12 protein-coding genes are annotated in these 15255 nt (G+C 29.6%); 7 read left to right on the forward strand and 5 right to left on the reverse strand.

Translation table 11 applies throughout. The features are described from left to right. Positions 1 to 316: 316 nt before the first annotated feature. The 6 genes from E0E45_RS04555 to E0E45_RS04580 all read left to right on the forward strand — a co-directional run bounded on the left by E0E45_RS04555 (position 317) and on the right by E0E45_RS04580 (position 9625). Positions 317 to 1882 (forward strand): PTS transporter subunit EIIC, encoded by a 1566-nt coding sequence (locus E0E45_RS04555; protein ID WP_130890078.1) that lies wholly within the window; start codon positions 317 to 319, stop codon positions 1880 to 1882. A gap of 27 nt (positions 1883 to 1909) precedes the next feature. Beyond that, positions 1910 to 3286 carry a class-II fumarase/aspartase family protein gene (locus tag E0E45_RS04560; protein ID WP_130890079.1) on the forward strand — a complete coding sequence of 459 codons (1377 nt, stop codon included), beginning with the start codon at positions 1910 to 1912 and terminating at the stop codon, positions 3284 to 3286. A 329-nt stretch (positions 3287 to 3615) separates the two neighbouring features. Then, entirely contained in the window at positions 3616 to 7305 is a 3690-nt protein-coding gene (locus E0E45_RS04565; RefSeq protein WP_130890080.1) for an autotransporter outer membrane beta-barrel domain-containing protein, read from the forward strand. 31 nt (positions 7306 to 7336) lie between these two features. Then, positions 7337 to 7633: an HU family DNA-binding protein gene (locus E0E45_RS04570; RefSeq protein WP_130890081.1), complete on the forward strand. Its 297-nt coding sequence runs from the start codon at positions 7337 to 7339 to the stop codon at positions 7631 to 7633. Continuing rightward, complete coding sequence (locus E0E45_RS04575; RefSeq protein ID WP_130890082.1) at positions 7626 to 7901, forward strand: HU family DNA-binding protein; 276 nt, start codon at positions 7626 to 7628, stop codon at positions 7899 to 7901. Before E0E45_RS04570 ends, E0E45_RS04575 begins: the two co-directional genes overlap by 8 nt. Before the next feature lie 152 nt (positions 7902 to 8053). Next, positions 8054 to 9625: a helix-turn-helix domain-containing protein gene (locus tag E0E45_RS04580; protein ID WP_130890083.1), complete on the forward strand. Its 1572-nt coding sequence runs from the start codon at positions 8054 to 8056 to the stop codon at positions 9623 to 9625. Positions 9626 to 9666: 41 nt separating this feature from the next. Here the strand turns inward: E0E45_RS04580 and mscL are convergent, their stop codons facing one another. Beyond that, entirely contained in the window at positions 9667 to 10068 is a 402-nt protein-coding gene (gene mscL / locus E0E45_RS04585) for a large-conductance mechanosensitive channel protein MscL (RefSeq protein ID WP_130890084.1), read from the reverse strand. A gap of 220 nt (positions 10069 to 10288) precedes the next feature. On the opposite strand from mscL, the gene E0E45_RS04590 reads away from it, so the two are divergent. Continuing rightward, the gene (locus E0E45_RS04590) at positions 10289 to 12016 is read left to right on the forward strand and encodes a phosphoenolpyruvate carboxykinase (RefSeq protein WP_130890085.1); all 1728 of its coding nucleotides are present in this window, start codon (positions 10289 to 10291) and stop codon (positions 12014 to 12016) included. Positions 12017 to 12153: 137 nt separating this feature from the next. On the opposite strand, the gene E0E45_RS04595 is transcribed toward E0E45_RS04590, so the two are convergent. The 4 genes from E0E45_RS04595 to rbsB all read right to left on the reverse strand — a co-directional run bounded on the left by E0E45_RS04595 (position 12154) and on the right by rbsB (position 15249). After that, entirely contained in the window at positions 12154 to 12630 is a 477-nt protein-coding gene (locus tag E0E45_RS04595; RefSeq protein WP_130890086.1) for a pyridoxamine 5'-phosphate oxidase family protein, read from the reverse strand. 47 nt (positions 12631 to 12677) lie between these two features. Beyond that, the gene (locus E0E45_RS04600; RefSeq protein WP_130890087.1) at positions 12678 to 13739 is read right to left on the reverse strand and encodes an NADH:flavin oxidoreductase; all 1062 of its coding nucleotides are present in this window, start codon (positions 13737 to 13739) and stop codon (positions 12678 to 12680) included. 24 nt (positions 13740 to 13763) lie between these two features. Continuing rightward, on the reverse strand, positions 13764 to 14096 hold the full coding sequence (locus E0E45_RS04605) for a DMT family protein (protein WP_130890088.1): 333 nt from the start codon (positions 14094 to 14096) through the stop codon (positions 13764 to 13766). Between the two features lie 274 nt (positions 14097 to 14370). Beyond that, a complete protein-coding gene (gene rbsB, locus E0E45_RS04610) occupies positions 14371 to 15249 on the reverse strand; it encodes a ribose ABC transporter substrate-binding protein RbsB (RefSeq protein WP_096403081.1) in 879 nt (292 codons plus the stop codon). Positions 15250 to 15255: the final 6 nt, after the last annotated feature.

Genomic DNA, 15255 nt, shown 5'->3' on the forward strand with positions numbered 1-15255 from the left:
GCTTTTTTCTTTTATATTTAAATATAAAACTGAAATTTATAAATTATAAAACTTTAACTATTGGAATAATTCTAAGTTCTTGAATATAATTTATAGTGTAATTGCAAAAATTGATTTTTAAATATCTCTATATTTAACATGCTACAATTTAATATCTGAGTTAGAAATAGAAGGGAGTATAAATATTAATACCAGAGAAAAATTTAAAGGGCAACTTTGTGTAAAAAAAATCCTGTTGAAAGTGACCTTGAAGAAATTATCAAAATAAACTAAACTGAAGCTATAAGAAGGATATATAAATATAAAGGGGGACTTTATGAAAAATAGTTTTAAAGATAATGTACAAGTCTTTGGTAGATCATTGCTTCTTCCAATAGCAGTAATGGCTCCAATAGGAATGGTAATGGGGATAACAGGAGCATTAACACAAAGTTATATGATTTCAAGATTTCCATTTTTAGGAAATGAATTTTTAAATATGCTTATCAACAGTTTGAAAAGTATAACAAGTGTGGTTTTTGATAATATTCCTTTATTATTTGCAATGGGTGTGGCATATGGTATGTCAAAAAAAGAAAAAGGAATAGCTGTATTTGCTGCTGTTCTTGCATATCTTACTTTGAATATTGTTATGAATGTATATCTGAAGACAACAGGTCTTCTTGTGACAAAGGGAATGTCACAGGTAGGTCAGGGAATAGTTTTAGGAATACATACTTTAAAAATAGATGCTGCTGGAGGTATTATCAGTGGACTTGTAGCTGCAAAGATAACTGACAGATTCTATAAGCTTGAACTTCCATTGGCTTTTGCTTTTTTCAGTGGTAAAAAATCAGTGCCTATTATAACATTTATGGTAATGATACCAGTAGGAATTGTAGTACCAGTTGTATGGGGAGTTATTACAAAAGTTCTGCTGAAATCTTCTTTCATCTTTATGAATGATAAATTTGGATTAGCAGTTTACTGGTTCTTGCACAGATCACTTATTCCATTTGGACTGCACCATGTACTTGCTTCTATAGTCAGATTTACAGAAGCTGGGGGAACATATATGATAGAGGGGCAAGCATATATTGGAATATTGAATGCTGTAAATCATGTACTGTTTGTATTAGGACCTCAAAGTCCTTATTGGAACGAACTTATGCCTAAATTAACAAGTTATCTGGGTGCAGGGCAGATGCTTACAACTCTATTTAGAGTACCAGCAATAGGGCTTGCAATGTATCATACTTCTTATGCAAGAAATAAAAAGATAGCTGGAGGGGTTATCCTTACAGTTGTACTTACAGCTTTTCTTGGAAATGTTACTGAGCCTTTAGAATTTTCATTTCTGTTTATAGCTCCTCAATTATTCGTTGTGTATGCTGTCCTTTGTGGAATAATGGCACTTCCATTGAATTTCTTAAATGTATCAATTGGATATATTAGAGGGACTATATTTGACTTTGGAATATTTGGACTGCTATACGAAAATACACACTGGGTACAGCTCATCCTTTTAGGTATTGTAAACTTTGTGGTATTCTATTTAGTATTCAGATTTGCAATTACTAAATTCAATCTTGAAACTCCAGGTAGGGAGCAGGGAGAAATGGAAGACAACAGAAATAATCAATACCTGAAAGAAAAACAATATGGAAAAGTAGCTGAAATAGTGGTAGAGGGTCTTGGTGGAAAAGATAATATAGTAAATGCAGAGAACTGTATAACTAGATTAAGAGTGGATATAAAGAATAAAGAGCTTATCAATCAGGCAAAATTAAAAGAAGCAGGGGCTTCTGGAATATTCTTCCCACAAGAAAAGCATATCCATGTGGTATTTGGACCATATGTTGAATTTGTAAAAAATGCTGTTGATGACTATCTTAAAAAATAAAGAAATATATAGTTTTGGGAGGAAAGTATGAGAGCACTCTATGATTCAAAGAGTAAGACAATGAATTATTTTGGTATAAAGGAATTGATGTCTAAAGAAGCTAAATATCAAGCATGGCTGGATATAGAAGCTGCTCTGGCAAAAGCTCAGGGAGAATTTGGAATAATACCTAAGGAAGCTGCTGAAAATATTGGAAAAGCAGCTAAGGTAGAATATATAGATTTTAAATTGATGGATGAGATATACAAAAAGATAGGACATGGGTTCGTTCCATTTGTAAAAGTTTTCATAAAAGCTTGTGATGAAATATCTGGAGAAAGTGAAAGTTCAAAATATATTCATTATGGTGTAACCACTCAAAATATACAGCAGAGCGGACAGCTTATTGTATTGAAACAAATACATGAAAAATATCTTTTGATTTGCTCTAAAATACTTGATAATCTAGCTAAACTTGCTGAGAATAATAAAGATTCGGTAATGGCTGGAAGGACGCATGGAAAACATGCCACTCCAATAACTTATGGATATAAGGTATCTGTATGGATAAGTGATATTCTTACAAGTGTAGAGAGAATGAAAGAAGTGGAGAAGAGGACTTTCAAAATAATGATGGGGGGAGCAGTTGGAGCTTTTAATACAGTAGGAGAAACTGGGAGAAAAGTTCAGGACAGAGTGGCTGAAATACTTGGAATGTACTCTATGGATGTGCCTTCAAGAAATATAACAAGCCACAAAGAAGAATATATAATGGGACTGGCTCTTTTAGCAAACAACTGTCATAAAATAGCTGAGGAAGTATATAGTACTTCAATAGAGGAATATGGAGAAATATCAGAGGCTTATGAAGAGGGAACTGTGGGAAGCAGTACAATGCCTCAAAAAATTAACCCAAAACTTGCTAAGGGAATAATAGCTAATTCACAAAAACTTTATTCAATAGTACCACTGGGATTATATTCAGGAAGCAGACCTTTTGAAGCTGACAGCTCATCATATATGCTTTTTGATGCAGCATTGGAAGAAGCTATGGAACTGATAACAGAGGTGCTGTTAAGAACTGAGGAACTTACTAGAACAGTACAGGTATTTAAAGAAAGAATGTATCAGAATGTTCTTAACAATAAAGGGCTGGATAATAGTGAGTATATTATGATGAAGATAGCAGAGAAATTAGGAAAAGATAAGGCTCATTCAATAATTTATGAGTTGGCTATAAAATCAGAGGTAGAACATAAGGAGTATTTTCAGCTGTTAAAAGAAAATGAGATAATTTCATCAGCTTTTAGTGAGGAAGAGATAAAAAGTATGCTCAAACCTGAAAACTATATAGGATTATCTAGTGAACTAGCAGTGGAAATGGCAGAAAAGGCAAGAAAAAAAGCAGAAGAAATTAGAAAATAAATATATAAATAAATTAAAGTGTCCATTAAAGTATTGAAATCGTCAATATTTATGGACATTTTTTTGTTGTTTGAAAATACTCTTAAAATCGTATATTTAAAAAAGGCGCATTTGTGTATAAAGGCGCCCTTTTTTCATGGAAATTTTATATTAATTATATCCTTTAATTTTAAAAAAATCAAGAAAAAAGTTTTTTGGTGAAATAATATGTTCAAAAAATAGAATCTTTATATAGTGGAAAATACAAAGGGTTAAAGTTCGCCTTTATACACAAAAGAGAACTCTTTTTTTTACTGGAATTATAAAAAAAATGACAGAGGGGAAAGAATATGCTAGAGAATATAATGAAAGCAGTAAAAAGAAAAGTAAAGAAAAAAAGTTTGAATGTAACAACAGCAGCTGTAGTAGGATTTTTGTTATCATGTCCATTGACAATGGGAGAAGGATTGGAAATAACTCAAGAGGCAGGAGAAAAAATATTATTTAATGATAAAGTCTACGATAAGGCAACACATCCATTTGTATATAATACTTTTGAGGATAATATCTACAGTAATAATATGGAAATAGTAAATAATGGACAGTTAGGTCTGGCAATAGAAATAGCTGATGATTTGCAACTAGAGATATATAATAATAATTTAATATCAGCAGATAATAATGATGAGGCATATGGAATATATAATAGCAGCTCAAAAATAAAAAAAATAGAAAATAATGGAACAATATCAGCAAAAGGAACTAATTCCAGTAGTGGAATATATAATATTTATGGAGAAATAGAAAGTATAGTAAATACAGGAGAAATAATTGTAGAAACAACTGCCAGTTCCCAATCTAGTTATGGGATATATAATCTTTCAAGTAAGATTGGAGATATAGTGAACGATGGAATAATATCAGCAGAAACAAAAGGAAATAATAGTGATGGATATGGAATATATAATCGTTTACACAATGATCAAGGAACAATAAAAAACATATTAAATAATGGCTTAGTACTAGGAAAAGGAATAGATAATGGATTAGGAATAAGAAATACAGGAATGATAAATAATATAAAAAATGCAGGAATAATATACGGAAATTCACTCAATCAGTCTTCAGGGGTACATAATGAAAGTACTGGAGTTATAAAAAAGATAAATAACAGTGGGAAAATTGTAGGAACAGTAGGAAGTCAAGCAAGAGGAATTTATAATTATTCTGGAACAATAAAAAGTATAGAAAATACAGGAATAATTTCTGGGGAAGGATCAAGGTTAGGGGCTGGAGTAGCTATGGGACCAATGAACAGTATCAGAAGCTCAATAAAGAATACATCAGATAATGAAACTAAAAATATAAGTAATACAGGAATAATATATGGAGCTGGAAATAGAGGCTTTGGAATTTTTATAAATGGAACAACAATAAGAACAATAGAAAACTCAGGACTTATAGCAGGGGTAGGAAATAATGATGAAGCATATGGAGTTCAAAATAATTTTAATTCTTCAGAAATAGATAATATAAAAAATACAGGAAAAATTATGGGAATATCTGCAAATGGTAATAGTGTTGGATTATCAGATAATACTGGAGTTTCATCAATAACAAATCCAATAGATAACTTAGGAATGATAATAGGAAAAGGAAAGTCTTCTGGAACAGGATTTCGTAGTGAATCAATTGTTGGAGATAAAATAAATAATTTTGGAATAGTTTATGGAAATACTTATGCTCTTAGTGCAAATAGTCTAGGAGCAGTAGGAGGAAAGAACTATGGACTATTAATTGGAGAGCTAAATAATGTAGTAATAGGAGATGATGAAAAAGAAATAAAAAACTATGGAATTGTATTTAAAGTTAAATCTAGTGACAAATATGATGTTTCATATAGATATGATGGAAGTGAAGATATAGATGTAAGTATGTTTTCTAATGAAAGACAAATGAAGGTTAAAAATGCTGCCACATCAGAAAATGGAAGTAGTAGCTTTTCAGAAAAAACTTATGAAGATTCTATAATAAATGGAATAACAGATACAATTAAAATATCAGGAACAGGGAATACAATAAAAGGTTCTGTAGTAAATGCCTATACATCAGCAATAAAATTCGATGATAGTGGAGATAATTCCTTGACTATTTCTGGAAGTATTATAAATGGTGGGTTAGAGGATAAAGGAATAGCCATTAAGGGAGATTCTAAAAATGATGAATTGATTTTAGAGTCTGGAGAAGTAGAATTTAAAGATGGAAGTAGTGAAAAAATAAATACTGTAATAAATGGAAGTATAGATTTAGGTGAAGGGGACAACAAACTTACAATCTCTGAAGGAACAGTAATAAATGGAGAAATTATAACAGGAAGTGGAAATAATGCTCTTACTCTAGGAAAAGGAAATCTAAATCGCAGTGCAGAACAGGAAGAAATAAATATTTTTAATAATATAAAAGGATTTGATGAAACATTAATTAATGGAAACATAACTATATTTGATAAAACTTATGTATTTGATAAAGACTTGAGTGTTGCTGAAGAAAAATTGACAGCAGAGCTTGGAGATATAACATTGGAAAATGGAAGCAATCTAATACTCAAAATAGATGGTACACAGAAAGAGGAAGGTAAAATTACAGGTCATGCATTGCATGGAAATACAGGAAGTATATCATCTAATGGTGGGAAACTTTTGTTGGATGTAGGGAAATTATCTGTAGGAACTATAGTAAACTTTGGTGGAACAGAATTGACTGATTCAATGAAAGGAAATGAAATAAATTATGCTTTAGATGTGACATTGGACAGTCTTTCTCTTCTTCATAATATTGAAAAAATTTCAAGTGAAGATATCAAAGTAACAATAAAAGGAAATCTACCTGTAATGCCTTATCCAGATGATATAAATTATAATCAGTTAAATAAGATGTATCAAGGAATTCTTTCAACTGATCAGATAAAATATTTTAATATTGTTAGTAAAGAAAATCTTTCTACTTTTTTAGGATATTTAAATAATATTTATGCAGGAAGTCCATACTCATATTCTAGTGAACTTTCAAGAAAATCAACAGGAATGTTCAGAGATATAGTCACTGATAATATCTTTAAATCTGATATAGGAAAATGGATGATATATGGGGGATTAACTCATGTAGATGGAGGAACTAAAGATACTTACTTTGGAAAAGGGTATTATACTTATGATATTGGAAGTTCAGATATAGAAACAGATACAAAAATAACAGGGGCATATATGTTGGGAGAATATGGAATATCTGACACTTTTACCTCTGGCATAGTTGTTGGAGGAAATAAACTTAAGTCTAATCTTTCTAATGGTTCAAAAACAAATGGAGATACTCTATATGTTGGAGCTTATACTAAAAAATATATAGGAAATTTAAAAGTAATAGCAGGAGCAGGGTTTCAGTATGGAGATTATAATGCTGACAGAATAGCCCTAAATAAAGTAGCCTCTGACATAGCAGAGTCAATAATAAGATATTCTGATAATTACAATGATGTAGTATACGATATTTATTTAAATGGAAGATATTCTAATCCAATAGGAGATAATTTATTCTTAGAGCCTTATGCAACTCTATCATATACATACCTAGATCAAGATGGAGCTAATGAGGGAAGCAAAGTTCTTGCTATTGAAACAGATTCAAAATCATTTGATTATACAGTTGGAAAAATGGGAGTAGACTTGAAGAAAGTTATTCTACATTCAACTGGTAAAAGCACTCTAACAGCAGGAGGCAGCTATACAAAAATATTAGATGGAGCAGAGGAAGAATATATCACAGGAAGATTTAAAGGTGGAAGAGATTTTGATATTTTAGTCGCTCACAAGAATGAACATAGCATAGGACTTAATATTAAGTATGCTCTTGAATTAGAAAATGGAGTGCTATTTGACATAAAAGGAATTTATACAATAGAAAGAGATTCTAATAATAATTCTGGAAAGAATAAGGCTAAAGAAGAATGGATAATAGGAACAGGGTTAGGATATAAATTTTAATTGGTTTATAAAGTTTTAAGGGGGAATGATTATGAAAGAATCAGATTTTATCAAACTTTATAAAAAGAAAATAAAGGCTAAAAACTATAAAGAAACAAAGAAAAAAGTAGATTTATTCTGGAATGCATTTTTTAAGCTATTAGATAATGAAAAGAAAATTGTAATAAAAAATTGGGGTATTTTTGAAAAGAAAAGTGTAAAATCAAGAAAAGTAGTAGTCCCAATGTGGATAGAAGCGGGGTATAGTAAACCTAAAGAAATAATAAAATTTAGAGCAGGAGAAGGATTAATAAAAAAGATAAATAAAAGTGGTGAAAACAATGAATAAAAAGTCACTAGCAAAATTATATAGAGAAATGAATTCAAAAACATTGACAGTAAATGAATCAATAAAAGAAATAGATATATTTCTTGAAACATTGGAAGAAGCTTTATTAATAGATGGAGAAGTTAAATTTACAAAAGTAGGAGTATTTGAAATTCTTATAAGAAAACCAAGAGTAATAGCCAATCCTATAACAAAAGAATTAATGACAATTTATCCAAAGAAAACAGTAAAATTCAGAATATCTAAAAAAAATGAAATAACAAAATAATAAGATCAAATATTTTTAGCTGTACTTTGAATATCAATGAAAGGTTGGTATTTAAGTACAGCTATTTTTATTTTTCAAATACTTCTTGAACTTCCTGCCTCTGTACATAGATTAATATCTGTGGTACTATTTAGATATAATATTTTCAGGGGGTGAGAAAGCTGAGTATAAATAAATCTGAACTTAAACTTTTAAAAAAAATACAGGAGAAAAAATCTTTTAATCTGGAAGAATCAGAAGATGTATTTAATAAAAGTGAAATAAGTTTGAAAAGAAATATAGTAAATCTCAATAACTATCTTCCTGAAAAGAAAAAATTAAAAATAATAAATAATACTGTAACAGCAGAAATAGATTACAGAGATTATATAGATTTTGTTCATAGCCTCTCCTTAAATGATTATATGATATCTCAAGAGGAAAGAGTCAACCTTATGATTGTCTATTCTTTTTTCAGCGAAATATTAAATATGACAAGCTTATATGATAATTTAGGAATCAGTCTTACTACTAAGAAAAAAGACAGCAAGGAATTAAATAATATGCTGAAATCTAACGAACTAAAATCTGAAATAGTAGCAAAGAAAGGAATCAAAGTAATAGGAAATGAAAGAAATTATCGTATTCTTATAGCTTCTATATTGTCAGATGTATTTGATCTCGACTTTGATGACAGTCTTATAAATAGAAAAGCAAATAATCCTCTTGAAAGAATGATATTCAATTATTTTATAGTCAAGGGAGCTAAGGAGATAAGTAGAGCAAAGGTTATATTAAATGACTTTTTAGAGAAGAATAAATTAAGAATATCTTATTCTTCAAAGAAATTTATATATATCTATATTGCTTTAAGTTTGTACAGAATAAATAGAGAACACAACATAGAGGATAAAACTGTAAAGAATATTGTGAAAATCAATGAGTATAATATATTGGGAGATAAATTTGAAGATAATTTTTTGAGTTATCTAGTATCTTCACTTGATTATACTGCCAGTTCAGAGCCTCTTATTAGTGAAGAGCTTAAAAATCTGACTAAAGAATTTATAGAAAAAGTACAGAGCAGAGTGATAACACAGTTCTATAATTATACTCAGCTGTTTAATGAAATATACTGCTATATACACAAATCCTTGATAAGAAACAGTTTTAAATATAGTTTTTATGATAATAATATTGAAAATACCAAAAATGTATATACAAGTCTGTATAATATAGTAAAAGAATCTATAGATACTATTGAGGAAAAATATGGAATATATTTTACTCACCAGCAAATATCTGCAATGACCCTTATATTTAGAAAAACTGTTATGAAGAATAAAGTTCTTGGAAGAAATAGAAAAAAGATAGTGATAGTGAGCAACTCAGCAATAGAGAAGATAGACTTTTTTGTGGAGATTCTTAAAATATATACAGATGTAGACATAGTTTTGAAAATAAATATAAATGAACTTTATCTGCTGAAAGATACAGAATATGATTTGATAATCACTTTTTCAAATAGAATAAAATCACTTCTTGAATTTAATGGTTATGAAAATATAAAGCTTAATTTTTATCTGGGAAATGAAGATGTAGAGAAACTATTTTCATTGGGAGTTTCTACAGGAAGCAGAAAGATAAAAGTTAATGGCTTCATTGAAGAAATAAAGGAAAAAAGTGATGAAGAGATTAAAGAGATTTTATTAAATAAATATGAACATTATTTTTTGAATTCATAATAAAAACGAGGATAGTTCCTCGTTTTATTTTGCTAGTAATATTACTTATTTTTTAGTAAATCTCTGATTTCAGTAAGTAAAACTTCTTCTGCAGAAGGAGCAGGTGCTGCTGCAGGAGCCTCTTCTTTTTTCTTTTTAAAATTGTTTATAAATTTAATAAAAATAAATATACAGAAAACAATTATTATAAAATCAAGAGTATTTTGTAAAAACATTCCATATTTTACCATAATAGGTTCTGCCCCTTGAGTTGGAGAAGGAATTGTCAAAGCAAGAGCTGAAATGTCAATTTTTCCTGTAACTATACCAATCAAAGGCATAATAATATCATTAACCATACTTGAAACTATTTTTCCAAAAGCTCCCCCTATAATTACTCCAACTGCCATATCAAGCACATTTCCACGTACTGCAAATTCTTTAAATTCTTTAAAAAATCCCATAAAAACCTCCATTTCTAACTATCGTTAAATATTGTAAATATATTATATAACATATATTTCTGTAAAGGAAGTAAAATTCCTTTATTAAAATATATAAAAATATTTTAATCATTTTTTTGAAAAATAAAAAATATTTTGCAAAAAGATATTGACATACTTTTAAAAAGATGATAATTTATACCTATGAATAAATTATGCAAGGGGATTTCAGGAGGATAAGATGAGACAAGAAGCGACTATTAACAGAAACAGCATAACAGTAAACTTTACAATAAAATATTGCAATAATGCAGAATCTCTGTTAGATAGTGATGGATTTAAAAGAATTATGACAGCATTTTTAGAAAAATTGGAAAGAAAAGAAGTTCCAGTTTACATATATATCAAGGAGAGATGCAATACAGATGACAATCTGCCAGAAGTAATGACAAAGTTCTTCAAGCTTCTTATAGTTTTAGAAGCTGAAGAGATAGCTACATTAGATGAAAAATATGCTAGACTTTTAGAAAGTAGAGATACATTAGTAGAATTTATAGAAAGGCTTTATACTTTTTGGAGAAAATATGAAAGATACGCAGTAGTAAGAAATACAAAAAGAGGAGAAGGATTACAAAATGTAAACTTTATTGAAGCTATAAATAATTTTAAAAACCTTATACTCAGTACATACAGACAGATAGAAGAAGCTGTGATGGGGTACAAACACAGAGTTTATAGACAATTAAGTGCTGGTATAAATGCAGGAATAATATTGAATGATACAAAAAGAAGCTGTCCTTCTGAATATTCATTTTTAGAGAAAATTCCTTTTATTGAAACAATTATATTACAACCTCCATTTATTACTTACCCAAAAAGAAATACAAGAACAGGAATATTTCAAGAAGTAAAAGAAAATCCATTTAAAGATATATGTATAAATACTGAAAACTGGTTTTGTTATCCAGCTAAGGTAGGAGATTCTCTGGCTTTTATATATTTCAACAGATATTTTATGTCACAAGGGATAGCTTTATGCAACCTTTTTGAATTGGCTAGAGAAGAGGAGTATATGAACAGAAGGCCTGATATATTATATATCTATGGAGTAAAAGACTTTGAAAATGAAATGAAAACTGTATTTTATAATGATAAAGAAAATAATATGATGATAGGATATGCTAACTACAACGAAGATATAGACTACTTTGGATATATGAAAAAAATGATATTGACACTTCACAATATAAGAATGATAGAAAAAGGAAAACTTCCAATACATGGTGCTATGGTAAATATTGTCATGAAAAATGGAAAAACATTTAATGTTGCCATAATGGGAGATAGTGGAGCTGGAAAATCGGAAAGTTTAGAAGCGTTCAGAACTCTCAGCGAGAAGTATGTAAAAGATATGAAAGTTATATTTGATGATATGGGAACATTTGTATTGAATGAAACTACAAGTCCTAAAGCATATGGGACAGAGATAGGAGCCTTTGTAAGATTGGACGACCTTGATACTGGATATGCCTATAAAGAGATAGACAGAAGTATTTTTATGAACCCAGATAAGATAAATTCAAGAATAATTATTCCAATAGCTTCATACAATGATATCATGAAGGGGTATCCTATAGATATGTTTCTTTATGCTAACAACTATGAAGAGGGAGAAGAGATAGAATTTTTTAATTCAGCAGAAGAGGCTATACCAGTATTTAAAGCTGGAAAGAGAATGGCTAAAGGAACTACAAGTGAAAAAGGTTTGGTGGATTCATATTTTGCTAACCCATTTGGTCCTGTGCAGAATATAGAAAAAACAGATGTACTTATAGAAAAATTCTTTGAAGATATGTTTAAAAAAGGTGTAAAAGTAGGTCAGATAAGAACTCAATTAGGGATAAAAGGAAATGAAAAAGATGGTCCTAAAAGAGCAGCACAGAAATTATTTGATCTAATAAAAGATTAGCTCCTTAAGATTTATTTTAAAGTATAAAAAGAGATTGATATATTAGTCAAGAATATAATTTTAGAATTTTTCTAATTTCCAAATTTCTAAAATTCATTCTAGCTTTTTAATCAATCTCTTTTCTATTGCATTATTTATTACATTGTCATTTCTTCATCACCATAAAAAACTTCAGATTTCTCTGCTGTTTTATCTAAAAAATTAACTTTGTAGCCTACATTATTCTTATAAAAAAATCCATCTTCCAATTCTACTTTAACAAAACACATATTTTCATGTGCTTCATTATTATGTTCAAAATACCAGGGTTCAAAAACTTTAATAAGTTTAGAACGAATTTCTTTGTTTTCAGGTAGCAGAGGATGCCCTATATTATATGCTTTTCCATTGAATTTGTGAAAGTTTCTGGAAAAAGAAACATGAGAGTTTTCAGTGATATCTTTTACTTTTTGTGAATTTGAATAAGTAACTATATAGAATATTCCATCTTCAAAAAAGGTATCAACAAATCTTACAGAAGGAATGTTGTCCCTTGCAGTTGCCATAGCAAAATGGTAATCTTTTCCAAATAATTCTGACATAACTTTCATGCTTTCATTGTAAGTATTTTCCATGTATCTCCTCCATGATGTATAAGTATTTGTTAGTTAAGTAAGACCAATTACCTGTTAAAAATACATTCTATTTTTTTACTAGGAACACGACATTTGTTGCAAGAGATACACTTTGATTTTCTAATATCCCCCTCTTCCCATCTTTTTACTAAATTAGGTTCAGCAATAAAAGGTCTGGCTAACGAAAAATATTCTATTGAAGAATTATTGAGTATTTCCTCCATCCCTTCTATACTTCTGTTTCCTCCTACCAATAAAGTAGGTATTTGAGTATTTTGAGCTATGGTATTGGCAAATACTTTGAAATAACTTTCTTCAGAAGGAGAAGAAATAGTTCTAGAAGGATTAGCTCCACTCACTTCAATAAAATCAAGCCCCATCATAGCAAGTCTTTCACAAACCCAAGAACTTTCACCAAAGTTAAGTCCTTCATCTTCAAAATCATCACAATTTATTTTCATACCAACAATGAAGTCATCTCCAACAGCTTCTCTTATAGAAAGATATACATCAATCAGTATTCTTGCACGTCCATCTACATCTCCACCATACTCATCTTCTCTTTTATTAAAGAAAGGATTTAAGAATTGGCTTAAAAGATATCCATGAGCAGCATGTATCTGGATACCGTCAAATCCACTATTTTTTGCTCTCACAGCTGCCTCTTTAAATTTTTCTACTAAATTACATATATCTTTCTGTGTCATTTCCACAGCTTCTATACCAGTGATAGGATTTTTATGGGCGCTGGGACCATAAATAGTTTTACCAGAGTTTATATTATTTTTTCCTTGTGAACCTCCAGCAACGATTTGAAGGAAAATATTTGCTCCATATGAATGTACTTTTTCAGTAAGCAGAGTATAGTCATCTATAAAAGAATCATCATAGATACAAAGCATATTAGGTGCAGGAAGATCATCTTTTAATACAGATGAAAAACTGGTAATTATGTTACCTACTCCCCCTTTAGCAAGATTTTCATAAAGATCAAAAAGCTCTTTTGTCATGTGACCATTATCTGCAAGATTTTCCCAAACAGCACTTCTAAAAAGTCTATTTTTTAATTTGAGATTTGCAAGATTAGTTTTATCGAAAATAGTTTTCATTGAAGCCACCCCTTATGTTACATTTTATTTCTTGAACATAAAATATACAGCCCCTATCATGCAGAAAAAAGCATAGATATAATTTAATTTAAATTCTTGTTTCAAATATAATATAGAAAACCCTGAGAATACAATAAGAGTAATTACTTCTTGTATAATTTTCAGCTGTGCAACAGTGAAATATTGAGAACCTATTCTGTTGGCAGGTATAGAAAAGCAATATTCAAAAAATGCTATTCCCCAGCTTGTGGCTATTGCAAATATCAAAGCACTTTTGGTATTTTTTAAATGTCCATACCATGCAAATGACATAAAAATGTTAGAAACAAACAATAGGCAGATTGGTAAAATTTTCATAAATATCTTTCTCCTTTGTAAATCATAATTTTAACATAATGATTTTATACCAAAGAAGAATAATAATCAACAAGATTTTTTTTAAATTAAAATCGAATAGTTGCTATATATTATATATATAGTTCTCTCGAAAAACTATATATATAATTATATAACTTTTAAGAAAAAAAACAAGGAAATTTTTATAAAAAAACCTCTTATTATTCCGAAATAATCAGAATGTTAAGAGGTTTTTAAATTTTGTTAAGTATTGATTAAAATATTAGTCTATCATTTATTTTATTAATTCTAAAGCAACAGGAACATTTTCCTGAACAGTTTCTTTTTTGATTATTTTACCAGCAACTTCTACACCAATAGCTCCTATTTCAGCAGGTTTTTGAGCAACAGTAGCAGATAATTTTCCATCTTTTACAGCAGCAACAGCATCATCTGTAGCATCAAATCCAACAACTATTATATTTTTTCTTCCAGAAGATTCAATAGCTTTTAAAGCTCCTAATGCCATTTCATCATTGTGAGCAAATACAGCATTGATTTCAGGTTGAGCCTGAAGAATATTTTCCATAACTGTAAGACCTTTAGTTCTGTCAAAATCAGCAGCCTGTTTAGCTACAACATCAAGTTTACCAGCAATAGCTTTGTTAAATCCTTCTCCTCTATCTCTGGCAGCTGTAGTTCCAGGAATACCTTCTAATTCAACTACTTTACCTTTTCCACCTAATTTTTCAACAATATAGTTACCAGCAACTTCTCCCCCTAAAACATTGTCAGAAGCAACATGAGAAACTACTTTTCCACCATTAGCAGCTCTGTCAAGAGTTACAACTGGTATTTTGCTTCTATTAGCTGCTCTTACAGAACTTACAACAGCATCAGAATCAGTAGGATTGATAAGAAGGACATCTACCCCCTTTACTAGAAGATCTTCTACATTTCCTAATTCTTTAGAAGGGTCATTTTGAGAGTCAAGAACTATAAGTTCATATCCCAATTCATTAGCTTTTTGTACAGCTCCTTCTTTTAATGTTACAAAGAAAGGATTATTTTGTGTAGAAACAACAAGACCTATTTTTTCTCCAGCTGCAGAAGCTGCTGATGAAACAGCAACAAGCAGAGCTGCCACTCCAAAAACTTTTAGAAATTTTTTCATTTACAC

It is taken from the genome of Fusobacterium ulcerans ATCC 49185, assembly GCF_900683735.1.
Classification (GTDB): Bacteria; Fusobacteriota; Fusobacteriia; order Fusobacteriales; family Fusobacteriaceae; genus Fusobacterium_A; species Fusobacterium_A ulcerans_A.